Consider the following 26,462-nt stretch of genomic DNA (forward strand, 5'->3'; position numbering starts at 1 on the left):
GGTGGTATGCATTGTCCATTTTGTTCTGAAAATGACACCAAAGTTATCGACTCTAGGCTGGTTGCCGATGGGCACCAAGTGCGTCGTCGACGTCAGTGCTTAGCTTGTAGTGAACGTTTTACAACATTTGAAAGTGCTGAGTTAGTCATGCCAAAAGTGATTAAATCGAATGGTAATCGAGAGCCATTTAATGAAGATAAAATGATTGGCGGTATTCAAAGGGCGTTAGAAAAACGCCCTGTTAGTGCCGATTCAATAGAACTGGCGATCAGTAATATAAAGTCTAAATTACGAGCAACTGGAGAGCGTGAAGTTCCGAGTGAAATGATTGGTAACTTAGCGATGGAACAACTGAAAGAGCTCGATAAAGTCGCTTATATTCGGTTTGCTTCCGTCTATCGAAGTTTTACTGATATTAAAGAGTTTGGTGAAGAAATTGCTAGGCTTGAAGATTAACTCTTGACTAAAATCATCTTGATCACACCTATATTATCTTGAACGAAATACAATAACTAAAGAAGATCCTATAATGAATCCATCTTTTTCTCCTGTCGACTATCAGATGATGTCTCACGCCATTCAACTGGCAAAGAAAGGGTGTTTTACAACCGCACCGAATCCAAATGTAGGTTGTGTGATTGCTCGTGATGGGCACATTGTAGGATCAGGTTTTCACTATCAAGCAGGTGAGCCTCATGCAGAAGTGTTTGCGTTAAGAGAGGCAAAAGAGAAAGCACAAGGGGCTACGGCTTATGTCACGTTAGAACCTTGTTCTCATTATGGTAGAACGCCTCCCTGTGCCGAAGCATTAGTTAATGCGAAGGTCAGTAAAGTAATTTGTGCTATGCAAGATCCAAATCCGCAAGTGGCCGGTCGTGGCTTTCAGATATTACGAGATGCAGGGATAGAGGTTCAAGTCGGTTTACTTGAAAACGATGCGATGGCATTAAACCCTGCATTTATCAAAAGAATGAAAACTGGTAAGCCATATGTTCAGTTAAAACTTGCAGCGAGCCTGGATGGGCAAACGGCCTTGAAAAACGGTCAAAGTAAGTGGATAACAACCGCACAAGCCAGAAAAGATGTTCAGCATTTTAGAGCGAAGGCAGGCGCTATTTTGTCCACCAGTACCACCGTTATTGCTGACAACGCGTCTCTTAATGTTCGTTGGGAAGATTTACCTGATTCTATTCAAACTGTTTATCCTCCGGATCAAGTCCGACAGCCAGCCCGTGTTATTTTAGAAAATAACTTGTTGTTAACCGATGGACTTAAATTATTTCAATCTACAGGCGAAGTAATAAGGGTTTCTAGCTCAAAAAATGCCGATCTAACTATTGGTCTGAATCAGGATAATAATCTTGATCTCGAGTTACTATTAGATCAACTGGCTAAGCAACATCAAGTGAGTCATCTATGGGTAGAAGCAGGGGCGACTTTAGCCACTAGTTTTATAAAACAAAATTTAGTTGATGAATTAGTTATTTATCTGGCTCCTAAATTGATGGGCTCGGATGGAAGAGGATTTATTAATTTACTTGGCTTAGAGAAAATGAACCAAGTTATCGACTTGAACATTACCGATATACGAATGATCGGTGCTGATATTCGAGTAATCGCGCAAATAAAACAGAAACAGTAGGTAGTTATGTTTACAGGAATAATAGAAGCCGTAGGAGAACTCACCGCTATTACTGCAAAAGGTGAGGATATCTCGATTACTGTTGCATCGGGCAAATTAGATCTTTCTGATGTAAAGGTTGGCGATAGTATTGCAACCAATGGAGTGTGTTTAACGGTGGTATCTCACGATTCGACAAGTTATACCGCAGACCTCTCCGTAGAGACCTTGAATTTAACCGGATTTACCCAATATCAAGTGGGAGATAAGGTTAACCTTGAAAAAGCTATGTTGCCTACAACAAGATTTGGTGGTCATATTGTCTCAGGTCATGTTGACGGCGTCGGCGTTATTTTGGAGCGTAATCCTGTTGGTAGAGCGATTGAGTTTTGGGTCGAAATGCCGAATAACATCACTAAATACGTTGCTTATAAAGGTTCAATTACGGTTGATGGTATTAGTTTAACCGTCAATGCATTACGAAAGAACGCATTTAAAATCACTATTGTTCCTCATACATCCGATGAAACGACCATTGATAACTTTCAGGTTGGCAGGAAAGTTAATTTGGAAGTTGATGTTTTGGCGCGATACATGGAAAGGTTGCTACAAGGAAACTCGCAGCAACAAGAATCGACAATTACCATGGATTTTTTACAACAGAATGGCTTCGCATAGCCTTAATTTAACTGTACGTCGTGCCATTTTTTTAGTGTGATTTACTCAAGCGTGTTTCACACAGAGCAAGTGGCGATAATTTAAGGTTATTCTAGATTTTTTATATAAAACATCTGAATTTTAGTCACTAAATGAGCTTGGTCTAGCAGGCGGTTGAACATGAATGCAACTCTGAGCAAAGAATGAGATAGGACAATAGTAATGGCAATTAGTACACCTAAAGAAATTATTGAAGATATTCGTTTGGGTAAAATGGTTATCCTGATGGATGACGAAGACCGAGAAAATGAAGGCGATATTATTATGGCCGCGGAGCATGTCACGCCTGAAGCCATTAATTTTATGGCGACTTATGGTCGTGGTCTAATTTGTCTTACTATGACCAAAGAGCGGTGTGTAAAATTGGGATTAGCCCCAATGGTGCAAGACAACAATGCTCAGTTTACCACTAACTTTACCGTTTCTATTGAGGCTGCAGAAGGGGTAACAACGGGTATTTCTGCTTCAGATCGTGCTGTTACGGTACAAGCTGCAGTGGCAAAAAACGCCAAAGCTGCTGATTTGGTTCAGCCAGGGCATATTTTCCCATTGACCGCTCAAGAAGGTGGAGTATTAACTCGTGCTGGTCACACAGAAGCCGGTTGTGACCTTGCTCGTTTGGCTGGTTTAGAGCCTGCTTCTGTTATTGTTGAGATTTTAAATGAAGATGGCAGTATGGCGCGCCGCCCAGATTTGGAAGCCTTTTCAGAAAAACACGATATAAAAGTAGGCACCATAGCCGACCTTATTGAGTATCGTAACAACACCGAAACTACTATTGAACGGGTTGCTGAATGCAAGTTACCGACTGAATTTGGTGAGTTTGATCTAGTTACCTACCGCGATACCATTGATAATGAAATTCATTATGCTTTGCGTAAAGGTCCAGTATCTGAAGATGAGCCGTGCTTGGTTCGTGTACATTTACATGATGTCTTTACCGATGTACTTCGTTCAAATAGAAATGCTGATCGTAGTTGGACTCTAGATACCGCTATGAAACGTATTGGTGAAGATGGAGGGGTGTTAGTTATTTTGGGTAATGAAGAATCCCCCGATTTACTAATCCATCGAGTCAAAATGTTTGAACAACAAGATAAAGGAGAGGCTCCCACTATGGCCAAGAAACAAGGTACCTCTCGCCGTGTAGGAATAGGGTCACAAATACTGTCTGACATGGGCATAAGCAAGATGAAATTGTTGTCTTCTTCTGGTAAGCGCTACCATGCACTAGGCGGTTTTGGTCTTGAAGTAGTCGAATATATTAATGAGTAATTGCAACGACAGGACCGCGCTTCATGCTTGACCACTAGTTATTTTTTCTATTTCGAGTGGCCGAGAATTGACTTGCCTCCACATGGAGGCATTTTCTATTAGATATTGCTCACAAAATTGTGCTAGAATCCCGCGATTCTCACAGGATGAATATAGTTGAAGGAAAGTTTATGAAAGTATGCGAGGGTATAAAAGTGATCGAGGGTGGTTTTCCTACTCCAAACGCAAAAATTGCAATTGTAATTTCTCGTTTTAATAGCTTTATTAATGAAAGTTTACTTTCTGGTGCTATCGATACTTTAAAACGTCATGGCCAAGTGTCAGAAGACAACATCACCGTTGTTCGCTGTCCTGGTGCGGTTGAATTGCCTTTAGTTGCTCAAAGAGTAGCTAAGACTGGTAAATTCGATGCTATCGTATCTTTAGGCACAGTTATACGTGGTGGCACACCACATTTCGACTATGTTTGTAGTGAATGTAACAAAGGTTTAGCACAAGTTTCTCTGGAATATAGCCTTCCAGTGGCATTTGGTGTATTAACTGTAGATACCATCGATCAAGCTATTGAGCGCGCCGGAACCAAGGCTGGTAATAAAGGTGCAGAGGCTGCACTAAGCGCACTTGAAATGATCAACGTTCTTTCTGAAATCGATTCCTAATGGGGGCAAGTGTGAAACCAGCCGCACGTCGTAATGCACGTCAATTTGCTTTACAAGCAATATACTCATGGCAAATATCGAAAGATAATGTTGCCGTAATAGAAGAACAGTTTTTAACTGGTGATAAATACGATGATGAAGAGCATCGTGATATAGAGCCTGCATTGGCTGCGCCAGAAACCGACGTCGCTTACTTTCGTGACCTTTTAACTGGTGTTGTACAAGATCACACTAAGTTAGACAGCAAACTTCGCCCATATCTTTCTCGCCCAATGCAAGATTTAGATATGATGGAGTTAGCGCTTTTACGTCTTGCTATGTACGAGATGACTCGACGAGAAGATGTACCATACAAAGTGGTTATCAACGAAGCGATAGAGCTAGCTAAAGTATTTGCTGCGGAAGATAGTCATAAATTTGTCAACGGTGTGTTGGATAAAGCCGCACCGCATGTACGCAAAAAATAAAGTCAGTGCAAACAAAAAGGTCGGCTTAGCTGGCCTTTTTTGTGTCTTAAAATTGTCGAGTTAACCTTTATTATTAACGGCGAGATACAGTAGTTATGTCTGGTGAATTCAATTTAATCAAAAAGTATTTTTCTAACCGTCAAAGTCAACGAAAAGATGTTCAATTATCATTAGGCGATGATTGCGCGATTGTTCGTTCCCCCGAAAGTGTCCGCATTGCTATTAGCACTGATACCTTAGTTGCAGGGACACATTTTCTTGCCGGTGCGAACCCCGCTTGGATCGCACATAAAGCGCTGGCTTCTAATTTAAGTGATTTAGCCGCAATGGGGGCAACACCTGCTTGGATCTCACTTGCATTAACCTTACCTGAACAAGATGATGTGTGGCTGACCTCTTTTTGCGATGCATTTTTTGAATTAGCTGACTATTTTGGTGTTCAACTCATAGGTGGGGATACAACAAAAGGGCCATTAAGCATTACCTTAACGGTACAAGGGTTTGTTCCTGAAACCAAAGCTTTGTGTCGAGATGGCGCAAAATCAGGCGATTGGTTATACGTTACTGGCAATCTTGGTGATAGTAAGGCTGGACTCGATGTTGTTTTAGGTGATGAGCCGAGAAGTAAACCTTACGCAAAAATACTAGAACAGCAACACTATCTTGCTAGGCCAAGAATTTTAGCAGGCCAAGCATTACTGAATGTAGCCTCAAGTTGTATTGATATATCTGATGGCTTAATTGCGGATGTTCAACATATACTTAAACGATCTGGAGTTGGTGCAAGGATTGATATCAGCGCCTTACCTTTATCAAATGAACTATTAGGCTTTTGCAACGACAGAGAAAAGGCACAGAAATATGCATTATCGAGTGGTGAAGAGTATGAGCTCTGTTTTACTGTGCCTGAAGAACATAAAGGCGGTATTGATAGTACTTTAGCTCATATTGGTTGTGCGGTCACTTGTATTGGACAGTTACGGCCAGAAGGCACCTTTGAGCTTATCCGAGACGGTAAACCAGTTGATTGGCAACTTGATGGTTACGATCACTTTAAGGGAAAATCATGAGCAATCCATTAGATTTAATATCATTTAAAAATCCATGGCATCTTTTAGCGACAGGATTTGGTAGTGGTATGTCACCGATTATGCCTGGAACGATGGGGACACTCGCCTCTATTCCATTGTATTTTATGTTAGTTCAATTGCCTTTTTCAATCTATGTCACGTTAGTTATTCTCTCTTGTGTTGTTGGCATTAAAATATGCCAAGCAACCTCTGATGACATGATGGTTCATGATCATGGTGCGATTGTATGGGATGAATTCGCTGGCTTTTGGATCACCATGAGCTTAGTGCCTATGATGAACCTTCCTGCAACAGAATGGCGATGGTTATTGGCTGGTTTTGTTCTTTTCCGTTTCTTCGACATGGTGAAACCGTGGCCGATTAGTTGGCTTGACAAAAGAGTTCATGGTGGACTAGGGATTATGATAGACGATATTGTTGCTGGCGCGATAGCGTGTTTTTGCCTGTTTTTGTTGGGAAAATATCTAGGCTGGATGCATTAACATATCTGCGGTGATTGGCTAGCTTAAGGTATTACTTAATATCAGTACCTTAAATAAAAATGCCGTTGATTTCATACGTCATGAAATCAACGGCATTTTTATTAAATAATCAACCCTAACAATCTTCGCTAGCTATTCGTACGTTAAGTACGAATTGATGCAAACGCATTGTATTTGTTAGGTCATTATTTGGCTATGTATTCACGAATCTTAGCTTCGATACCTACCGCATCTATAGCCAGTTCTGCATGCATCTCTTGCTGAGTTCCTTGAGCAACGAATTTATCTGGTAAACCAATAGTTAATACTGGCTTAATGATTTTATCTTGCATCATAAACTCAACAACGCCAGAGCCTGCACCACCTACAATTGTGTTTTCTTCAACAGTGACAATAATGTCGTGGCTACTGGTTAGTTCTCTGATTAGGTTTTCGTCCAGCGGTTTTACAAAGCGCATATCAGCAACGGTTGCATCAAGTTTTTGGGCCGCGATTAACACACTTTCTAACATAGTACCAAAACTTAAAATAGCCACTTTGGGTTGGTTAGTCTTTTGTTTGCTTTGCCTAACAAGTCGTCCTTTACCTATTTCGATTTCTGTCATTATTGGTTCAATTTCAGCACCAATACTGGTGCCTCTTGGATAACGAACAGCTGATGGGCCTGAGTGTTTATGGCCAGTATAAAGCATTTGTCGGCATTGATTTTCATCACTAGGAGCCATTATTACTAGGTTCGGAATACAGCGAATGAAACTAAGATCGAAAGCACCTTGGTGAGTTTGTCCATCAGCTCCAACAATACCGGCTCTATCAATTGCGAACATAACCGGTAAATTCATGATAGCGACATCATGAATAAGTTGGTCATAACCGCGTTGTAAAAAGGTTGAATAAATCGCCACAATAGGGTGAAAACCTGCAATTGCCATCCCTGTCGCTAAGGTAATAGAGTGCTGTTCGGCGATTGCGACATCAAAATATTGGCTAGGAAATTTCTTGGAAAATTCAACCATGCCAGAGCCTTCACGCATGGCAGGTGTGATTGCCATAAGTTTGGGATCTTGTTCTGCCATGTCACAAAGAAAATCGCCAAAAATTTTGGAAAAACTGGGTTTTGTACCGTTACTTTTAGGTAAGCTAGTTTCTGCTGGATTAAATTTTGGCACACCATGATAACCGATAGGATCTTTTTCTGCTGGTTCATATCCTTTGCCTTTCTTGGTCATAATGTGTAGAAACTGTGGTCCTTTCAGTTCACGCATATTTTTTAGTGTTTTTACTAGCTCGTTAACATCATGTCCGTCAATTGGACCTATATAGTTAAAACCGAGTTCTTCAAACATAGTTCCAGGAACAACCATTCCTTTAAGATGTTCTTCTGTTCTGCGCACCAATTCTTTGATTGGTGGCACACCTGACAACACTTTTTTGCCGCCTTCACGTATCGAAGTGTAAAGGTTGCCAGATAATATTTGTGCTAAGTGGTTGTTCAATGCGCCTACATTTTCAGATATAGACATTTCATTGTCGTTGAGTACAACCAACATATCTGAATGAATATCACCAGCATGATTCATCGCTTCAAACGCCATACCGGCGGTGATCGCACCATCGCCAATCACACTGACGACTTTTCTATTCTTGCCTTCTTTTTCTGCACAAATTGCCAGTCCTAGCGCTGCACTGATAGAGGTCGATGAGTGACCGACGGAAAGAACGTCATATTCACTTTCCTCTCTCCAAGGGAACGGGTGAAGACCGTCTTTTTGTCGTATTGTCGGTAATTTTTCTCTTCGCCCCGTTAATATTTTATGCGGATAAGCTTGGTGACCTACATCCCAGATCAATTGATCAAAAGGTGTGTTATAAACGTAATGTAGTGCAACAGTCAGTTCTACTGTGCCTAAACCTGAGGCTAGATGCCCGCTAGATTGGCTGACTGAATTTAATAAATAGGTACGTAATTCGTCACAAACTTTAGGTAAAATGTCTTTTGGAAGTGAGCGAAGCTCTTCAGGCGTGTCCGCTAGAATTAAAGTGGGATATTTTGATAGATCAAGAGTCATAAAATATTCAGCGCTTATAATGTTAGTTTTTGCGCTCGACAACGTATCGGGCGAACTCTTCGAGTAACTTTGTATTGTATGGGATCGCATCCAAAGCATGAAGTGCTTCTTGTAAAAGAGTTTGCGCTTTCTGTTGAGCGCCTTCTAATCCAAGTAATGAAGGATACGTCGCTTTATTTAAATTTTGGTCAGAACCTTGTGGTTTTCCAAGTGTCTCTGTGTCGCTGATAATGTCTAAAATATCATCTTGCACTTGAAAGGCCAGCCCTACGGCATCAGCGTATTTATTCAGTAAAGGTAGGATCGCTTGTCCTTTTTTACCTGCAGAAAGTGCGCCTAATTGTATCGCGCATTTTAGCAGAGCTCCGGTTTTATTTTTGTGTATCATTTCAAGTTGGTCGAGAGAGACAGATTTGTTTTCAGCACACAGATCTAACGCTTGTCCAAGACACATGCCTTGAGCACCAGAGGCTTTAGCTAATGTTTGAATCATTGCAACTCGTTTACCTTCACCTTGTTTCGACAGTTTACCTTCTGCCAAAATAGTAAAGGCAAGAGTTTGCAATGCATCACCGGCTAAAATAGCCGTTGCTTCATTAAATTGAATATGACAAGTTGCGCGGCCTCGACGAAGTTCATCGTTATCCATAGCAGGGAGATCGTCGTGAATAAGAGAATAAGCATGAATACATTCTATCGCAGAAGCAGGGGTATCGATTTCTTCAATGGTACAGCCAAGCATTTCTCCAGTGATATAAACAAGAAAAGGCCTGACTCTTTTACCACCAAGCAATAAGCCATATTGCATCGCTTGAATAAGTGAGTGATCTTGATGATCTAACTTATCTAACCAAGCATTGAGCTGAAATTGATTTCTTTCCTGATAAGAGGGTAATGCAGCTAGCATAAATTAATCTTCTCTCTGATGCTCATTTTGAAAATCAGACAAAGGAGCGTCGTCATTTTTTTCTAATAATATAGAAACACGTTGCTCTGCTTGAGTGAGCTTTGATTGGCCTTCGCGTGCGAGAGAGATGCCTCGCTCAAAATGTTTTAGCGAATCTTCTAAAGCAAGATCGCCATTTTCTAGCTGTTCTACAATTGAATCGAGCTCTGATAGCGTCGCTTCAAATGTCATATTTTCTGGTTTTTTGGTTGCCATGATAGTTCTGCTTTTTTAAAGATGCACGAAAGTTACGCTACAGAGGTTTAATGGTCAATTGTTAGCATCACAACCGAGCAAATTTATCGTGAGAAAAAGGCATTATCCCCTTTAAGTTAGAGATAATCTATTTTGACTAAAGATAACTTATAACGACATAAGTGCAAGTTTACATAATTTGGCTCAATATCCATATCAAATAAATGCACAAAAATAGTGAAAAAGTCGATGTGAATGGTGTCATTCTGTTTACATATCATCATTATTGGATAATTTATCTACTCTATGAAGAAGACTTACTTGGCAATTTTTATGGTAAGGCTTATCCTGATAATGAAACAATGGTTAGCTCATTGTGATATTTTTCAAATAAATATCTAAAAAATTATTGCAAGCGGCCGATAGTATGTCTATCCCATATTAATTGCATAGAACAGTTTAGCAATAAGAGGTGCTTAGTGGATTTAGCTACATTAATAGGTTTAATCGGTGGTTTCGGCTTTGTTATCATGGCAATGATTATTGGTGGCAGCATTGGCATGTTTCTCGATGTTGTATCAGTTTTGATTGTTGTAGGGGGCGCAACTTGTGTTGTTCTAATGAAATTTACCATGGGACAATTTTTTAGTGCGTTTAAAATTGCAGGCAAGGCCTTCATGTTTAAAACCGATGACCCAGAAGATTTGATTGCCAAGATCGTTGAAATGGCCGATGCCGCTCGTAAAGGTGGTTTTTTAGCGTTAGAAGAGATGGAAATTACCAGTAGTTTTATGCAAAAGGGCATCGATTTACTGGTTGATGGTCATGATGCAGAAGTTGTGCGAGCTGCAATGCAAAAAGATATAGCTTTGACCGATGAAAGGCATGTTCAAGGAAGTGACGCTTTTAGAGCTTATGGTGACGTTGCACCAGCAATGGGGATGATAGGAACTTTGATTGGTTTAGTTGCCATGCTTTCTAATATGGATGACCCTAAATCTATTGGTCCCGCTATGGCGGTTGCCTTGTTGACCACGCTCTATGGTGCCGTATTAGCCAATATGGTGTTTTTCCCTATTGCTGATAAATTAACGTTGCGTCGAGAACAAGAAAAACTTAATCGACGATTAATAATGGATGGGGTACTTGCGATACAAGATGGCCAAAACCCTAGAGTTATCGATGGATATTTGAAAAATTATCTGAACGAGAAAAAACGTGTTCTTGATATCGATAACGAATAAGGAGGATGCTAAGTAATGGATGAAGAAGAAGAATGCAACTGTCCACCTCCGGGGGCTCCGTTATGGATGGCGACCTTTTCAGATTTGATGTCATTGCTAATGTGTTTCTTTGTGCTTTTGCTTTCATTCTCTGAAATGGATGTATTAAAGTTCAAACAAATAGCAGGTTCGATGAAATTTGCTTTTGGTGTACAAAATCGTCTGGAAGTAAAAGATATCCCTAAGGGAACCAGCGTTATTGCTCAGGAATTTCGTCCTGGACGCCCTGAGCCGACGCCTATTGATGTCATAATGCAGCAGACTATTGATATTACGCAGTCGTCGTTAGATTTCCATGAGGGGGAATCAAGTCGCGCTGGAGGTAATAATAGAGAAGACGGACAAAAAACCGGTGGTGAGTCACCTGAAACATCAACTAAATTGAATCCTAACTCTCAATCACCAACGCAATCAGAAGCGAAAGCACAAGATGAAGCTTTAGCTAAAGAGATAGAAGCATTAGAAGAGAATATCAAGAAAGCGTTAGATAGAGAGATAGATCAAGGCGCAATTTCGGTTGAAAACTTAGGTCAAGAGATCGTTATTCGTATAAGAGAAAAAGGTGCGTTCCCTGCTGGTTCGGCGTTCTTACAACCTAAATTTAGACCTTTAGTTAGGCAAATTGCCGATTTAGTGAAAGATGTACCGGGTATAGTCAGAGTTTCAGGGCACACGGATAACCAAGTTCTCGATTCTGAACTGTATCGTTCAAATTGGGACTTATCCTCTCAAAGAGCGGTCTCTGTTGCGCATGAAATGGAAAAAGTGAAAGGTTTTGATCATGCTAGGCTAAGAGTTCGTGGGATGGCGGATACTGAACCACTTAACGATAATTCAACTTCGGCACTGCGGGCTCAAAACCGTCGAGTTGAGATTGGTATATTGCAAGGTAAGCCGCAATATAGCGACGAAGTGAGTGTAATACAGCCTTAATTTATCTTGTCTTAAGTAGCTTTACCGTTCGGTGAAGTAAAAAGCGAACTCAGGTTCGCTTTTTTATTGTCTTTATTTTCAGCAAAATCGTGTATAATCTCGCGCCTTAGTTTTCCTGCTTTTTTCTAGAATTGTGGATCGTCTTCTATAAATCAGCAAACCAGTACCTTTTAATTAGTGAAACCATCTATGAAATTTATTGTTAAGCCCCATCCAGAGATTTTTGTTAAAAGTGAATCTGTTCGTAAACGTTTCACTCGTATTTTGGAATGTAATCTGCGAATTATCATCCAACGTAGAACAAAATCTGTAGCCGTTTTCAATCGTCGTGATCACATTGAAGTGACAGCTAAAAGTGATGAATATTATCAAGAAGTTTTGACGATACTTACGCACACTCCAGGTATCCATCATGTATTGGAAGTTCAGCAATCTGAATTTACCGATATGCATGATATCTACGAGCAGGTGCGCGAACTTAGTGGTAAGTTAATTGAAAATAAAACCTTTGTGGTTCGTGCTAAACGTAGAGGAAAACATGACTTTACTTCTATTGAGTTAGAACGTTATGTTGGTGGTGGTTTAAATCAAGCTATTGAAAGCTCTAAAGTTAAATTAAAGAACCCAGATGTAACGGTTAATATTGAAGTAACTAACGAGTTATTGAATCAGGTTATTGCTCGTTTCAAAGGATTAGGCGGTTTTCCTCTTGGTACTCAAGAAGACGTCTTGAGCTTGATTTCTGGTGGCTTTGATTCTGGTGTGTCGAGTTATTTACATATAAAACGAGGTTCTAAAGTCCACTATTGTTTCTTTAATTTAGGTGGCCCAGCGCATGAAATAGGCGTTAAGCAAGTTGCCCATTATTTATGGAATAAATATGGATCTTCTGCCAAAGTTAAGTTCATTTCTGTTGATTTTGAACCGGTTGTCGCTGAAATTTTAGAAAAAGTAGATGATGGCCAAATGGGGGTCATCCTTAAACGTATGTTTATGCGTGCTGGTGGCATGTTGGCAGAAAAATTCGGTATTCAAGCTTTGGTTACTGGTGAAGCCCTTGGTCAAGTGTCTAGTCAGACCCTAACCAACTTGCGTCATATTGACGGTGTAACGGATACGCTTATCTTACGCCCACTAATCAATTGGGATAAAGAAGATATCATTGATGTTGCGCGAGCTATTGGAACGGAAGACTTTGCTAAAGTTATGCCTGAATATTGTGGCGTGATTTCTAAAAGCCCAACGGTTAAAGCGGTAAAAGAAAAGCTAGAAAAAGAAGAACAAAATTTTAATTTTTCGATTCTTGATGATGTAGTTTATAACGCTCGTATGATGGATATCCGAGATATCGAAAAAGAAAGCCAGCAGCAAGTTCCAGAAGTTGAGTCAGTTGCCGCAGTAGACACTGATGCTATTGTGCTTGATATTCGCAGCCCCGATGAAGAAGATGATCGTCCATTGTTGATTGATGATGTTGAGGTTGTTCATTTGCCTTTTTATAAGCTTGCGACGAAATTTGGTGATTTAGACCAGTCTAAGAATTATTTGCTTTACTGTGACCGAGGTGTAATGAGTCGCTTACAAGCACTGTATCTTAAAGATCAGGGTTTCGATAATGTGAAGGTATATCGACCTTAGTTGTTTAGTGAGCTTTAAATTGAAAATATAAAAAAGCCAACCTGAGTGTTGGTTTTTTTATACCTATCTAAAATAAGTGCGAATTTCTAAAATAAGTGCGAATTTATAGCAAAAAAAAGCACCGCCAAACTAGGCAGTGCAACAATTAATATTTTGACAGACAGGTCAAATTAAAACAAGATGGTTGGTTTTTCATCAATTTGATTAATGAAAAACCTAGGCAATTCTTACCTAACTCGAAATCGAGATTTGCAAACACAACATCGCAATAAATAGCCAATTGGTATATAAACCAAGCCGTTTAGGCTAATTCTGCGAACAGGAATATAGAATTTATCTCGCGATCAAGCAATGGACATTTTATAATGTTTCAGATAATAAAAACTAATGCATTGATAGCCCCCAAATTCTAAGGTGTAGTATGTCCAGAAGATTGCCTCCGCTGAACTCTTTAAAAGTATTTGAAGCTGCCGCTAGGCACTTGAGTTTTACGCGGGCAGCCGAAGAACTGTTTGTTACTCAAGCCGCCGTTAGCCATCAAATTAAAACCATAGAAGACTTTTTAGGGTTAAAGTTGTTTCGAAGACGTAACCGCTCGTTATTATTAACGGAAGAGGGTCAAAGTTATTTTCTCGATATAAAAGATATTTTTAATTCTATAGCGGAAGCCACTGACAAGGTGTTAGAAAAGAGTGAGAAAGGTACTTTGACGATTAGCTTACCGCCTAGCTTTGCGATCCAATGGTTAGTTCCTCGACTGGCTGATTTTAATCAACAAGAACCAGATATTGATGTTCGAATTAAAGCGGTTGATTCCGATGATAACTTTTTAACGGATGACGTTGATGTTGCCATCTATTACGGCAGAGGCGTGTGGCCTGGGTTAAGAATTGATAAACTGTACCAAGAATACTTAATCCCCTTATGCTCACCAAGTTTGCTGCTATCAAGTAAGCCTCTGACATGCTTAGCCGATTTAAAATGGCATACCTTACTGCATGATACATCTCGTAAAGAGTGGAAGCAGTTTGTCAAACAAAATGCTATAGCGGGTGTTAATGTCAATCATGGCCCTATTTTTAGCCATTCAACTATGGTTTTACAAGCTGCGATTCATGGACAAGGTGTTGCTTTGGGTAATAATGTGTTGGCGCAACCTGAATTAGAAGCGGGGCGGTTAGTTTCTCCTTTTAATGAAGTGCTCTTGAGTAAGAATTCGTTTTATGTTGTGTGTCATGAAAGCCAAGCGGATACCGGTAGAATAGCTACGTTTCGTGATTGGATGATAGCCAAAGCAGTAAGTGAACAAGAGGAGTTGCGAGATGAATAAACCGAGAAACTATAATGTGGCTAAAAAATCAAACAAGTTGTTGATCGTTGCAGGTATATTGGGGTTTACTTTTGTGGCATTCGGTGCATTTGCTGCGCATGGGTTGAAAGCGTTTTTGTCCGAGTATCAAACCTCGATTTTTGAAACTGGAGTACAATATCAAGCGTTTCATACTCTAGCGATTATTGGCTGCGCTATTTTGTTAAAGATTAAATCTAACCAAAAAGTGCAGAAAGGGCTTTTCAGAGCGTCAATTTGCTTTATCATCGGCATCCTTTGTTTTAGTGGCAGTTTATACGCACTGGCTATTACAGGAATAAAATGGTTTGGTCCTATCACTCCAATTGGTGGTGTGATGTTGTTAACTGGCTGGGTTTTGTTTATCTACTCAGCAATGCATTTAAACGAGGTTACTCAGTGAAACAGATTATGCTTTATTGCCGCTCAGGCTTTGAAAAAGAGTGCGCAGGCGAAATTCAAGATAAGGCGAATCAATTAGAAGTTTTTGGTTTTCCTCGAATGAAAAGAAATCAAGGGTACGTTATTTTCGAATGTTACCAACAAGGTGACGCTGATAAGTTATTGAAAAAAATTGATTTTCAATCGTTGATATTTGCTCGTCAAATGTTTGCTGTCGCTGCAGAGTTTGTTGATTTACCAAGTGATGATCGCATCTCTCCAATTCTAACTGAGCTAGATAGCATTGATGCATTGCCTACATGTGGTGACATTAGAATAGAAACACCGGATACGAATGAAGCGAAAGAGCTACTTAAGTTCTGTCGTAAGTTTACCGTTCCTTTGCGTCAAGCAATGCGAGGTAAAGGATTATTGTATAAAAAAGAGAATGCAAAAAAGCCGGTTTTACATATTTGCTTTATTGCTCCTGGACATTGTTTTGTTGGCTACTCTTATCCTGATAATAATTCGGCCTTTTTTATGGGTATCCCTAGACTCAAGTTTCCGTCTGATGCGCCTAGTCGTTCTACCCTTAAACTTGAAGAAGCGTTTCACGTTTTTATTCCTAAGGAAGAATGGGATACTCGTTTAGCTCCAGGTATGTGGGCGGTCGATTTAGGCGCTTGTCCTGGAGGTTGGACTTATCAACTGGTTAAGCGTTCTATGTTCGTTCATGCGATTGATAACGGCATGATGGCTGACAGTTTAATGGAAACAGGCCAAGTTAAGCATCATATGGAAGACGGCTTTAAGTTTGAACCGCAAAAGAAAAATGTCACTTGGTTAGTGTGCGACATGATAGAAAAACCTTCTCGTGTGGCGCAACTCATGGGTGAATGGATTATTCGTGGTTTGGCGAAGGAGGCAATTTTTAACCTTAAACTGCCAATGAAAGGTCGATACGACGAAGTGTTAGAAGATATCGAAAACTTGAAATATTTTCTTAAAGAGCATGAGGTAAAGTACCGACTTCAAGCCAAGCACCTTTACCATGATAGAGAGGAAATTACGGTTCATATTCAATGCTTATCGAATATTTCCCCAAGATAATGACGACGTACTGTTAGTTATTTATTATTAAATACAGTGTAATAATCAATTTGGCTTAGTCGTAGCCTATAACGTTGCGGCTCGGTTAGAACCTGTTAGCTAGATGAGTATCAGTAGCTTTGCTTGAGTAAGTATATTTAATCAAGCGGTTGGTAGCGAATATCTTGCAGGTTAAACCCTAATTCAACATCGGTTTTAAGTGAAGTAATGCTTTTGCATGTTCTAGCTAATTCAATGTGTTGTGTGAATTTTTTACGATACTTTTCTGCTAATTCATCTGAACGATAGGCTTCCTCAATATTATTAAATTTATTGAGGATCTCTTTAGCTGCTTTAGGTCCAATACCCGGTATCCCTGATACTTGGCTGGAACTGATACCGGTGAGTCCCCAATAATCTGATAATTGATCTGGTTTAACTCCAAATTCGTTTTCGACAAAGCTTGCATCTAACCATCGGTGTTGGAAGTAATCTCTTATTTGTAGGGTTGGAGCCAATAGTTGGCAATACCCTTTATCTGTTGAGATTATGGTGACTTTTTCATCATGTTGAGCCACCTTAACCGCTAAGGTGGCGACTAAGTCATCTGCTTCATCTCCTTCTGATAATAAGGAGTCGATTCCTATTTGCCACCATGCTTCCTGAATGTTGTCCAAACCGTTTTTAAGTGGCTCAGGCATAGGTTTACGGTTCTGTTTGTAGGTTGGTAATAGCTCAGCTCGCCAACCACGGTCTTGTAAGTGGTGATCAAAAACCGCGATAATATGAGTGGGTTCTGATTCTGACACAATACGATTGAGTGTTCTTTTAGTGGTTTCAATGGTTCGATTTATGTCATTCGGATCTGGCTGAGCAGAGTGAACTCGCCGTATTAGGTTGAGCGCATCAATGATCACTAAATGTATAGACATAGTTTTCCAGTAGAATAAGGGCTTATTTATAAGCCCTTATTCTACTCAATTTAATCTGCTAAGTAACCTTTGATAGTCTTTCTGTTTGTTCTGGAACGCTACTCTTTTTATTACTTACTAACTAGTACTGGCGATGGTGTAGCATGGAATGTATTCCGAACCTGGCAACTTCATCCTTTGCTGAGTAACAAAGTCGTTCAGTAGCCTATCCATTTTCTCCATCAGTTCTGTATCGCCATTAATAATAAAACGTCCATGCTTTTCGATCTCTTTAATACCCTCTGCTTTAACGTTACCAGCTACGATACCTGAAAACGCTTTACGCAAATTCGATGCAAGCAGCTCTGGTGCCTGATTTAAATGTAAATCAAGGTTAGCCATGTTTACGTGTGTCGGTTCAAAAGGTTTCTGAAATTCAGGTGATATGGTTAACGACCAATTGTAGCTGTAAGCGTCTTCTTTAGCTTTCCTGTGCTCTCGCACACTTGGTATCGATTCTTTTATTATTTGCGCCGTTTTGGCTGGATCATCAATCACAATTTGATAATGTTTTTGTGCTTGTTCGCCTAATGTATCGCCAATAAATTTGTCGATAGAACGAAAGTAAGCTTCACTCTCTTTAGGACCAGTAAGCACTATTGGCATAGGTTGATCGGCATTATCTGGATGCATCATTATACCTAATATATAAAGCAATTCTTCTGCGGTTCCCGGACCACCTGGGAAAATGACAATCCCGTGCCCCATTCGCACAAACGCCTCTAATCGCTTTTCTATATCCGGCATGATAATAAGTTCGTTGACGATGGGGTTTGGTGGCTCTGCTGCTATAATTGAAGGCTCAGTTAGACCAATGTATCGCGCGGTAGTATGCCTTTGTTTTGCATGGCCAATCGCGGCACCTTTCATTGGGCCTTCCATTGCACCCGGACCACATCCTGTGCATATGTTAAGTTTTCTTAAACCTAATTCATAACCCACTTCTCGTGTGTATTGGTATTCGACAGGGTTGATTGAATGCCCTCCCCAACAAACGACTAAATTGGGTTCGACTTTAGGGTGTAATGCCCCTGAGTTTCTTAAAATAGCAAAGACAAAGTTAGTGATATGTTCAGGGTCGTTGCGGTGTTCTTGATGAATTTGTGCAACATGCATGTTGACGTAAATGATATCCCGTAGGACAGAGAATAGGTGTTCTTGAATTCCTGTGATGATGGTGCCGTCAACAAACGCTTCTTCTGGTGGGTCGGTGAGCTCTAGCTTTATGCCACGCTCTCTGCTAAGAACATCAACATTGAAAGATTGATGTTTATCCAGTAATTCCTGTGAATTATCAGTGTGACTGCCCGAATTTAAAACAGCTAATGTGCAATTTCGATAAAGTTGATAAAGGTCACTTGAGGCTTCATTTTTAAGGCGTTTGACTTCTAGTTGAGAAAGTAAGTCCATGCTACCTGTTGGACTGATACGTGTAATCATAGGCTTCTCCTTGGGATTGAAAATATTATTATTTAGAGAATTGTCCTTAGTATAATTGTGGTTTAACTTATTGAACATTAAGGATTATAGTCTTAACTTTATACGCCAAATTTAGTTAAGTACAAGAGAAAGGGGGACTTTTTTATCAGCAAGGAGAGGCTATTTGATAGTAATTTGGTTTTTGCCTTTGTGTTTAGTTTGATTTAATAAAAGGCTGAGTCTGTTTAATACTTCTTCTGGTGTGTCTGTATCGCGTATTGTTGTGCAAGCTGAGCTCACAGTGATACTAATGTTTTGTTCTTTAAATCTAAATGGCAGTTTGCTGATATTTAGTTGTATTTTTTCAATGAGATGGGTTGATTCTTTAAGTTCGACGTCAGGAACGATTAGCGCAAATTCTTCCCCTGAAAAACGAGCGACGATATCTATATCGCGCGCTTCTTTGGTTATTGTACGTGCGATGATTTTTAGCGCTTTATCTCCGGCAGTGTAACCAAAGCTATCGTTGAGCGCTCTAAAGTTATCGATATCAAACAAAATTATACAAATATCATTTTGGGCACGGATCCATTTATGATATTCGAGTTCAAGCCGTTCTAGAAAAGCAGTACGGTTGAAAACGTTGGTTAACGGATCAATTAAGATGCGTTTTGCTTGTTCATCAAGTCGTCGGCGATGTTCTTGAGTTAACTCATATAGTCCTTCCATTTGCCGATTGTTATGTTGCATTCTTTCTATAAGAGCATTTTCTCTTTGTTCGTTATGTTTGAGACGTTCGGTCAACATAGCAATTTGCGCAAGTAACGGTTTAACGGCTGATTTAGCGCTTTCTAAATCGACGGCTTTATCTAACGCGGTTTGACTATGCGTTGAAATATCCAATAACTCAGAGGTGATTTGTTTTTTATGGTTAGCGTAAGAGAGTGTTTGATCGACACTTTGTGTTGATCGCTTTATTACTTTGTCGAGTGACACATTAAGTTGATTCAAAAACTTCTCTGACGTTTTTCTTTCGTAATGTGTACCTTCAATCACTAATTTTAAAATTTGTAATGTTAGTTCAATGAGCGCTTCTGCCCCAATCCCAACTAATAGTTTTATTCTAATATCATTGAGTAAATCACCTGATTCACCATCAAAATCTAGCTCGCTTATCAAGTGTTGTAACTCTTCGGCTAGCTTGTTGAGTAGTTCTTGATTTATTTCTGGTTGGTTGGTTAATGTATGAGCACTGTTAGAGGTGACGATTTTTATGGATTTTTCGTATATATCAAGTAATCGAGTTGCTTGGTCTAGTTGGTTTTGATTTTTAAGTGATGGAAATGTCAGTAAATTTCTGAGGTCGCGTTTGATTTGGGCTGGGAGCCCTGGTATTCGTTGTAGCGTTTCGCCACTGTGCCTTACTCTTTCATCTAGCTGAGTTTTCTGTTTTTCCATCGTATTTGTATTCAGTTTAAGCATGCGTTCTAAAATGGCTAATCGAGGTATAAGCTTTGATACATCTTGCTGCTGCTGAAATGCCGCTTTCAAAGATGAAACGGCATTATCAAGCTCCTCATTGTACCCCATACATGCGGTACTTAGATTAGTCACAACTCGTTTTAAGACCTTAGCTTCTCTAGTATGCCTAAATGAAGCGTCTCGGTGCTTAACTATTGTCTGCTCTAATTGTAGTTTAAATTGATCGATCTGTTTGAGAATTTCTTGTCGATCCGCTAGGTTAATTTCACTCATAAATTAAGTAAATGGCGCACAATAGTCCCTGAATTAATAGTACAAAATGATAATAACAAATTTTTACCGTTGATCATTCTATTTATTGGCTAACGAGTCACTATTTAGTCAATTAGACTTAATTTTATGATGTTGTCCTCAATTTTAGTCGACGAATCAATTTTAATTAGTCCTTTTTCAATGGCTATTAAGCAAGAACTTCGAATATTGCCACTGGCAAAACTTGCGGCAGGTGCATTATCGATCGCTCTTAATGACACCCATTGATTACCACCGTGCTGTTGATGTTGTAATCTTGCTAAGTTCGATGCCATTAATAATATATCTATTAATTCTTTATCATTAATAGCGGTATAGGCCTTGGGTAAAAACGGATAATCTGCAATTCCAGCTCTAATGGTTCTATCTAGTTTCATCTGAGGTTTAAATTCAATGACCCATTGATTAATTTGTTCAAATAGTTCGCTTGTTGTTTTATTGGGGTTGGTATTAGGTTCTACATATAAAAACATACCATCAGAAAAATGGTAAAGTCTCACTGAGCTTTGCAGTTTGTCTTTAATAAAACTACCGAACTCAGCCTCAAGTTGCAGACCTGCGTTATAACCTTTTTGCAAATAAGTTGTTCTTACAAATGATAAATCGACCATGATAAAACGTAGCTTATCATGTAAAGGTTCTTTAATAAGGTCACCAGACTTCCATTGCTCAAAATTGGCGCTGCTTTGTTCTAAAGAGGAGGGCAACTTTACGTTTAATAATCTGAAATTACGTAAGCCAGATCTAGGGTGTGTGTAGTGTTCATTATATAGTGTAGTTAGTTGATTTCGCATCTTATTGTTGACCATTCCACGTCGAACAAATAGAGCGAATATTACGAGGGTTAATACAAAAAATACGATTGTTGCATATTTCGCTCGTATCTGTTCTTCGTTGCTTAACGCTAACAATTTAGTCTGGTTTTTATAGTGTAAAGATTGTTCAATGAATAGTTTTTGTTCTTTAAAATCATTTTCTGAAATAGTTAATAATTTTTTCTGCTTATTAGTAATGAGCTTATTATATTGTTTACCGTATTTATATGCAGCAGTGTAGTTTTCAATATTCTCATTAGATTTAGTTAAAAGTAGATAAGCTTGCAGTTGAATATCAGGGGCGTTTATTTTTTGACCGATTAACAGAGCGTCGTTGGCTAATATTATACTTTTTTCAAAATTGGATTTGAAAAGCTCAAGTTCAGAACTGAGTAAATATGATTCTGCTTGCAGTTGATTTATATGAGTGTAGTTCAGTAATGTGTTTGCTCTTTGTAGATATTGTTCGGCGAGCGCGTAATTATAAAGTTGCAAATAGGTCTTAGATAAGTCCAGTCTTAATTTAATAACGCTTTTAATATCACGATTGATATTTTCTGAATCGAGTATATTGAAATAATACACTAGCGCTAAGTTATACTTTCCTTGAGCGTAGTAGATATCTGCCATCTTTTTAAGAATAGAATCTAATATGCTTGAATTTTCATAATTGTCGTAAAAGTCGGCAGCTTGTGATAAATGTTCTAGTGCTTTATCTAATACTGATTTATCTATAAACAGGTCGGCCATTACGCGATTTATTTTTGCTAATAATGCTGGTTTATCTTTTTCAATTGCAGACCAATAACCAGAGAGTAACTGATATAACGCTTGATTATAATTTTTGGTGGTTAAGTAGTATTTCCCCAACGTGAGTTGATAATTGATAAAAATCTCTGTTTGCTCGTACATGTTTAGGTAGTTGAATGCTTGCTCAAAGTAATCTTGAACTTGAGCATCATTTTTTTCATATGCGGCTATTTCAGCTTTAAACATTAATAAGCGATACTTTAATTGAGTTGCTAAAATAGTGTTTTCTTTTTCACTCAGTTGTTTTTCTATTTTGGAGATTGTCGTTTCAATTTTGCTTTTGTCATGAGTTAGTCGCCACAAAAATTCTACTTTTAGTAATTGAGTATTGATCTTCTGATGAGGAAGGTGGTAAGTGCTTGCTAACGCGATCGCTTGGTCTATGTTAGTTAGAGCTCCTCGGTAATCGGCTAAAAGGTATTTGGCTTTAGCAATGACTTGCAACGCCTTGATACTTGAATTTGGTGTCCGTAATGTCGCGTCAGTTTCATCACGAGATGCATGGGATTGTATTGATGCATCTCCTTGGGCTGTTAATGTTCTACTGGCGAGATATTGCTGAGCTACTTTCATTGAACGTTCCGGCGCTATTTCAACCAACTTTTCGGCATCTTCTAGAAGAGCCGAAGTGCTTTCATTAGCGACAGATAAAGAAGAAAATATAGCCGTAAAAAAACACAACACGAGTGAAGTATTGAACTTAAAGAAAACATTTTTTGACATTATATTGCTTTAAACCTCATCATATTGCTTTAAATTCCATTATATACTTCAAACTCCATTGTACTTTTAAGTCAGGTTATATGGTTTTAGCTTCAATTTATATTGTTTCAGATAAAATTTTTTAGGCAAATGTATTGCGAGCAAAAGTTATTGCCGAGCCATGCGATAATTGTTTATTGGCTTACTATTTTTGGATGAACGATAAGGGTTAATGTCTAATCCTCCACGCCTTGTGTAACGTGCGTAAACAGTAAGGGAAGTTGGTTGGCAAAAATGGGATATATCCATATAAATTCGTTCAACACACTGTTCATGGAATTCATTGTGTTCTCTAAATGAAATAATATATCTAAGTAGCGCTTCTTCATTTATTCGTTTACCTGAATACCTTATTTCGATACTTCCCCAATCAGGTTGATTAGTAATTAAACAGTTTGATTTTAATAGATGACTATGAATTACATTATCTGTAACTAATTCCTCGTTGGTGGAATTTTCAAGCAAAGTTGGGTCGAACTGATAGTTATCTATTTCAATATCTTGTGTATCAATACAGTTACCCTGCATATCCACAATATTTTCAGCAGAAAATTTAGCTAGTGAATGCAATATAACTTCTACTGGTTCTCCAGCACAGAGAGCAAGATCATTTTCCATCGTTGTTCTTACTTGTTCCCAACTAGAAAAACGCGTTTGATTAAGGCTATTAAGATAAAGCTTAAAAGATTTGGATTCAATTAAGTTAGGGCTAGTGACTGGAATGGATACATCGCCAATAGCAACTTGTGGTACGCCCTTGTCGTTTAACCAAGACAACTCATACAGTGTCCATATATCACAACCATAAAATGGTAGATCAGCGGTAAGATTTAAATCTTGTCGGTTTAGACTTCTTGCTACTGGTTGTAACAAGTTTGCATCATAGTGCTGTTGGTATTGTGTTGTTTTACCCAAGGTTAAACCAGCAAGCTCAGTTGCATTTGAATATTTGCTCATATTACGTATCAATATCGATTAGAATAGTTAAGATTCTACTTAATCGCGTATACGCTGTCATTATTTCAAACTTAGGAGGTTACATGACACTCTCTGTAACAGAGGCTTTACACCGTTTTTCTCTACATTATCAACAAACTTGGCAAGATGCCTTTGGTCACTTACCGCATAATGAAGAATTATTTGGATTAGTGTCGCCGTGTGTCGAAAAAACTGAGCAAGAAGTGGTGTATTGGCAGTCTGTACCGCGTGAAGTCATGGCCGATTTTACTAATATTGAAAATGGAATAGAAATAGGGATACATGAAGATATAAAAGCCTTCTATGGCAGTCAATTTTGCGCTGATATGCAAGCGAGTTGGCAAAGTAAACCTTTTACTTTGTTGCAAATTTGGAGTGATGACGATTTTGAGCGTTTACAAGAGAATATTTTAGGTCATTTGGTTACTCAACGGAGGTTAAAGCTTAAACCAACGGTTTTTATTGGCACAACTGATGCTGAATTAGATGTTATATCTGTTTGTAACATTACAGGAGCGGTTATTTTGGAAAGATTGGGTACCAATAAACGTGACATTTTGGCCGAGGATCTTGCTTCTTTTTTACAAGAGATTGAACCACAAATCTCTGGGCAAGAGGTATAGAGGGTATGTATGGAGTTGAATTACAATTTGATTGCTTTGCTAATACAACGATTTCCGCTGTCGATAAAGGCATTAATAGTTTATTGGAAGCATTAAGGTATAACGGTCAAATTTTAGGCCGAGAATTTCCTATCGTTATGGGGGAAGGGGTGTTTTCGGTACGAGTAGTGTGTCCTGAAGAAGATAGTCTTCATCCTGATAATCACTCAAATTTCGTTATACATTGTATTGCTCAGCTAGCCGATGTTTGTCTTCTCGCACCTAAAGTTCGTATTTTGGGTCAAGATATTAATTCAGAACAAGCCGCGCAAGATAACAAATCAAGTTGGCAAGTGCTTTATACTACGTATGTACACACGTGTTCGCCACTTCGCTGTGGTGATACATTGTTGCCTATTCCTCTATACCGTAATGCAGCGACATTTAATGGCGATCATAAAGCGGTGATAAAATGGCAAACGGAATGGCAAGCGTGTGATGAAATTCAAATGGCAGGAGGTTGTAAAGCGGAACATGCAGCATTAACAGAAATTACTCATTTAGAGAGTGATCTTTCTCGCCGTGGCTGGGATTTAAGAGGACGAATTGAGTTTTTAAGCAAAATACCGACATATTATTATTTGTATCGAGTTGGTGGAGAGAGTTTAGCGGCTGAAAAAGAACGGAAGTGTCCAAAATGTGGTGGGGAATGGTTGTTGAACGAACCACTGCATGATGTGTTCTATTTTAAATGTGATGATTGCCGTCTTGTTTCAAACATAAGCTGGGATCATTTGAAGTGAGTAAAAGTATAATAAGCGAATAAGTCGATATCATCGCTTATTATATAGTGAATTGGCTCACTTAACGTTTGGCTAGAAAACGATCTAGGTGATTAGCAAACTCTCTTCGGTCGGTCTGACTTAGACTACTCGGGCCGCCAGTTTGTACTCCACTAGAACGCATGGTATCCATAAAGTCACGAATATTGAGGCGAGCTTTTATGGTGTCCTTGGTATAAAGCTCACCTCTAGGGCTTAATGCGTGAGCGCTTTTTGTGATTACTTCATCTGCAAGTGGAATGTCAGCGGTGATAATTAGGTCGCCTTTTTCTGCTAAGCGTACAATTTCGTTATCAGCAACATCAAAGCCACTCTCTACTTGAATGCAACGAATATTGATTCGTGATGGCACCGGAATTCGGTGATTAGCGACAAATATACACTCGACTCCTGTTCTTTCGGCAGCCCTAAATAATGTTTCTCGAATGACCTTAGGACAAGCATCTGCATCTACCCAAATTTTCATTGATTCGCCTCAATTGTATTGAATCGTATAGTTAGGTTGTTTAATTCTTGATTCAGTTCATTTAATTGGCTTGTCAGATCAGAAACCTGTGTTTCTAATTGCTCTATTCGTTTTTCCGTATTTTGCTCTGCTGTGCTTGCTATTTCTATCTTCGGAACGGTTTTATTTCCTTTCCAACTTTTTATTGCGGCAATTATTGCTGGCATAGGAACACTGGTAGTGAGCTGAGCTTTGACTAAGGCTACTGTAGGGTTTTTACCTGATGCATGAATTTTTTGCATGGCTAATTCTAACTCAGTAGAGACATCTTTAGTTAACATTGAATACTCCGATACTGTTTTGCTCACTATCCTACTGTTTCCTGATGGAGTTATCTAGCACCCAGTTTGGTTAGTTTTGTTTTAGATATGTTAGTGTTGTTTAATAAAAGTTAATTCTAATAAGCATAAGTTACTACTCAGGTTACAACATTGATTAACTATTATACTGCCTGTATATAGCCTGCATAAAATTGAATGATATTTCATAATAAGTGCATAGCCAATCAAGAAACTGCTTGTGAGATATCTCTTACAAGTGTGTAAGATAAAGCGATTGTTTTTGAGTTAAATTGTACTGTAGTTGTTATTAACCTTATGTTTTTTATATGTTTGTTTTAATTTTAAACACTTTATTTGAATATAAATAGTAAATAGTGACTTGTTCCCAAATTAAAAAATAGTAATCTTACCTGCGTCGACAAGGAGTCGATGAGTAACAACCAAGGATTTGGTTATCTTCAGGATGAAGAGTGATTACGAGGATTGTAA

26 protein-coding genes are annotated in these 26,462 nt (G+C 38.9%); 16 read left to right on the forward strand and 10 right to left on the reverse strand.

All coding sequences use genetic code 11. The features are described from left to right. The first annotated feature begins 6 nt into the window (after positions 1 to 6). From nrdR to pgpA, 8 genes are all read left to right on the forward strand, one after another. The gene (gene nrdR / locus R3X26_RS11365) at positions 7 to 456 is read left to right on the forward strand and encodes a transcriptional regulator NrdR (protein WP_317717434.1); all 450 of its coding nucleotides are present in this window, start codon (positions 7 to 9) and stop codon (positions 454 to 456) included. Between the two features lie 73 nt (positions 457 to 529). Then, positions 530 to 1,642: a bifunctional diaminohydroxyphosphoribosylaminopyrimidine deaminase/5-amino-6-(5-phosphoribosylamino)uracil reductase RibD gene (gene ribD, locus R3X26_RS11370; RefSeq protein ID WP_317717435.1), complete on the forward strand. Its 1,113-nt coding sequence runs from the start codon at positions 530 to 532 to the stop codon at positions 1,640 to 1,642. A gap of 6 nt (positions 1,643 to 1,648) precedes the next feature. After that, the gene (locus R3X26_RS11375; RefSeq protein ID WP_317717436.1) at positions 1,649 to 2,299 is read left to right on the forward strand and encodes a riboflavin synthase; all 651 of its coding nucleotides are present in this window, start codon (positions 1,649 to 1,651) and stop codon (positions 2,297 to 2,299) included. A 201-nt stretch (positions 2,300 to 2,500) separates the two neighbouring features. Continuing rightward, positions 2,501 to 3,613 (forward strand): bifunctional 3,4-dihydroxy-2-butanone-4-phosphate synthase/GTP cyclohydrolase II, encoded by a 1,113-nt coding sequence (gene ribBA, locus R3X26_RS11380; RefSeq protein WP_317717437.1) that lies wholly within the window; start codon positions 2,501 to 2,503, stop codon positions 3,611 to 3,613. A 188-nt stretch (positions 3,614 to 3,801) separates the two neighbouring features. Further along, positions 3,802 to 4,272, forward strand: coding sequence for a 6,7-dimethyl-8-ribityllumazine synthase (ribE, locus tag R3X26_RS11385; protein ID WP_317717513.1), 471 nt, complete (start codon positions 3,802 to 3,804; stop codon positions 4,270 to 4,272). Further along, positions 4,272 to 4,739 carry a transcription antitermination factor NusB gene (gene nusB, locus R3X26_RS11390; RefSeq protein ID WP_317717438.1) on the forward strand — a complete coding sequence of 156 codons (468 nt, stop codon included), beginning with the start codon at positions 4,272 to 4,274 and terminating at the stop codon, positions 4,737 to 4,739. The genes ribE and nusB overlap by 1 nt, the downstream gene beginning before the upstream one ends. Positions 4,740 to 4,834: 95 nt before the next feature. Next, entirely contained in the window at positions 4,835 to 5,809 is a 975-nt protein-coding gene (gene thiL, locus R3X26_RS11395; RefSeq protein ID WP_317717439.1) for a thiamine-phosphate kinase, read from the forward strand. Beyond that, positions 5,806 to 6,312, forward strand: a complete 507-nt coding sequence (gene pgpA, locus R3X26_RS11400; RefSeq protein ID WP_317717440.1) for a phosphatidylglycerophosphatase A — start codon at positions 5,806 to 5,808, stop codon at positions 6,310 to 6,312. Before thiL ends, pgpA begins: the two co-directional genes overlap by 4 nt. A 185-nt stretch (positions 6,313 to 6,497) precedes the next feature. Here the strand turns inward: pgpA and dxs are convergent, their stop codons facing one another. Genes dxs through xseB form a run of 3 tightly spaced genes read right to left on the reverse strand, consistent with a single transcriptional unit; the run spans position 6,498 to position 9,543 of the window. Beyond that, positions 6,498 to 8,381 (reverse strand): 1-deoxy-D-xylulose-5-phosphate synthase, encoded by a 1,884-nt coding sequence (gene dxs, locus R3X26_RS11405; protein WP_317717441.1) that lies wholly within the window; start codon positions 8,379 to 8,381, stop codon positions 6,498 to 6,500. Between the two features lie 22 nt (positions 8,382 to 8,403). After that, on the reverse strand, positions 8,404 to 9,288 hold the full coding sequence (ispA, locus tag R3X26_RS11410) for a (2E,6E)-farnesyl diphosphate synthase (protein ID WP_317717442.1): 885 nt from the start codon (positions 9,286 to 9,288) through the stop codon (positions 8,404 to 8,406). A gap of 3 nt (positions 9,289 to 9,291) precedes the next feature. Continuing rightward, positions 9,292 to 9,543 carry an exodeoxyribonuclease VII small subunit gene (gene xseB / locus R3X26_RS11415; RefSeq protein WP_317717443.1) on the reverse strand — a complete coding sequence of 84 codons (252 nt, stop codon included), beginning with the start codon at positions 9,541 to 9,543 and terminating at the stop codon, positions 9,292 to 9,294. A gap of 458 nt (positions 9,544 to 10,001) precedes the next feature. Here xseB and pomA point away from each other — a divergent pair, with 458 nt between their 5' ends. The 6 genes from pomA (at position 10,002) to rlmM (ending at position 16,215) form a co-directional block, all read left to right on the forward strand. Then, positions 10,002 to 10,766 (forward strand): flagellar motor protein PomA, encoded by a 765-nt coding sequence (gene pomA / locus R3X26_RS11420; RefSeq protein ID WP_317717444.1) that lies wholly within the window; start codon positions 10,002 to 10,004, stop codon positions 10,764 to 10,766. 15 nt (positions 10,767 to 10,781) lie between these two features. Beyond that, complete coding sequence (locus tag R3X26_RS11425) at positions 10,782 to 11,738, forward strand: flagellar motor protein MotB (RefSeq protein ID WP_317717445.1); 957 nt, start codon at positions 10,782 to 10,784, stop codon at positions 11,736 to 11,738. 189 nt (positions 11,739 to 11,927) lie between these two features. After that, positions 11,928 to 13,376 carry a tRNA uracil 4-sulfurtransferase ThiI gene (gene thiI / locus R3X26_RS11430; protein WP_317717446.1) on the forward strand — a complete coding sequence of 483 codons (1,449 nt, stop codon included), beginning with the start codon at positions 11,928 to 11,930 and terminating at the stop codon, positions 13,374 to 13,376. Between the two features lie 421 nt (positions 13,377 to 13,797). Next, positions 13,798 to 14,706, forward strand: coding sequence for a transcriptional regulator GcvA (locus R3X26_RS11435; RefSeq protein WP_317717447.1), 909 nt, complete (start codon positions 13,798 to 13,800; stop codon positions 14,704 to 14,706). Continuing rightward, complete coding sequence (locus R3X26_RS11440; protein WP_317717448.1) at positions 14,699 to 15,127, forward strand: DUF423 domain-containing protein; 429 nt, start codon at positions 14,699 to 14,701, stop codon at positions 15,125 to 15,127. Before R3X26_RS11435 ends, R3X26_RS11440 begins: the two co-directional genes overlap by 8 nt. Further along, positions 15,124 to 16,215: a 23S rRNA (cytidine(2498)-2'-O)-methyltransferase RlmM gene (rlmM, locus tag R3X26_RS11445; RefSeq protein WP_317717449.1), complete on the forward strand. Its 1,092-nt coding sequence runs from the start codon at positions 15,124 to 15,126 to the stop codon at positions 16,213 to 16,215. Before R3X26_RS11440 ends, rlmM begins: the two co-directional genes overlap by 4 nt. A gap of 137 nt (positions 16,216 to 16,352) precedes the next feature. Here rlmM and xni read toward each other — a convergent pair whose 3' ends face one another. The 5 genes from xni to queF all read right to left on the reverse strand — a co-directional run bounded on the left by xni (position 16,353) and on the right by queF (position 23,722). Beyond that, positions 16,353 to 17,126: a flap endonuclease Xni gene (xni, locus tag R3X26_RS11450; RefSeq protein ID WP_317717450.1), complete on the reverse strand. Its 774-nt coding sequence runs from the start codon at positions 17,124 to 17,126 to the stop codon at positions 16,353 to 16,355. A 117-nt stretch (positions 17,127 to 17,243) separates the two neighbouring features. After that, positions 17,244 to 18,605 (reverse strand): nucleotide 5'-monophosphate nucleosidase PpnN, encoded by a 1,362-nt coding sequence (gene ppnN / locus R3X26_RS11455; RefSeq protein WP_317717451.1) that lies wholly within the window; start codon positions 18,603 to 18,605, stop codon positions 17,244 to 17,246. A gap of 159 nt (positions 18,606 to 18,764) precedes the next feature. Beyond that, the gene (locus R3X26_RS11460) at positions 18,765 to 20,339 is read right to left on the reverse strand and encodes a GGDEF domain-containing protein (protein ID WP_411572415.1); all 1,575 of its coding nucleotides are present in this window, start codon (positions 20,337 to 20,339) and stop codon (positions 18,765 to 18,767) included. A gap of 104 nt (positions 20,340 to 20,443) precedes the next feature. Further along, on the reverse strand, positions 20,444 to 22,726 hold the full coding sequence (locus R3X26_RS11465; RefSeq protein WP_317717452.1) for a tetratricopeptide repeat protein: 2,283 nt from the start codon (positions 22,724 to 22,726) through the stop codon (positions 20,444 to 20,446). 147 nt (positions 22,727 to 22,873) lie between these two features. Further along, complete coding sequence (gene queF, locus R3X26_RS11470; RefSeq protein WP_317717453.1) at positions 22,874 to 23,722, reverse strand: NADPH-dependent 7-cyano-7-deazaguanine reductase QueF; 849 nt, start codon at positions 23,720 to 23,722, stop codon at positions 22,874 to 22,876. Positions 23,723 to 23,805: 83 nt separating this feature from the next. On the opposite strand from queF, the gene syd reads away from it, so the two are divergent. Both syd and R3X26_RS11480 read left to right on the forward strand, forming a co-directional pair. Further along, complete coding sequence (gene syd, locus R3X26_RS11475) at positions 23,806 to 24,366, forward strand: SecY-interacting protein (RefSeq protein ID WP_317717454.1); 561 nt, start codon at positions 23,806 to 23,808, stop codon at positions 24,364 to 24,366. A 5-nt stretch (positions 24,367 to 24,371) separates the two neighbouring features. Next, positions 24,372 to 25,148 carry a Zn-ribbon-containing protein gene (locus R3X26_RS11480; RefSeq protein ID WP_317717455.1) on the forward strand — a complete coding sequence of 259 codons (777 nt, stop codon included), beginning with the start codon at positions 24,372 to 24,374 and terminating at the stop codon, positions 25,146 to 25,148. Positions 25,149 to 25,209: 61 nt separating this feature from the next. Here R3X26_RS11480 and R3X26_RS11485 read toward each other — a convergent pair whose 3' ends face one another. Beyond that, the gene (locus R3X26_RS11485; protein WP_317717456.1) at positions 25,210 to 25,653 is read right to left on the reverse strand and encodes a YaiI/YqxD family protein; all 444 of its coding nucleotides are present in this window, start codon (positions 25,651 to 25,653) and stop codon (positions 25,210 to 25,212) included. Further along, on the reverse strand, positions 25,650 to 25,973 hold the full coding sequence (locus R3X26_RS11490) for a hypothetical protein (RefSeq protein ID WP_317717457.1): 324 nt from the start codon (positions 25,971 to 25,973) through the stop codon (positions 25,650 to 25,652). The genes R3X26_RS11485 and R3X26_RS11490 overlap by 4 nt, the downstream gene beginning before the upstream one ends. Between the last annotated feature and the right edge of the window lie 489 nt (positions 25,974 to 26,462).

Source organism: Vibrio sp. TH_r3, assembly GCF_033101115.1.
Classification (GTDB): Bacteria; Pseudomonadota; Gammaproteobacteria; order Enterobacterales; family Vibrionaceae; genus Vibrio.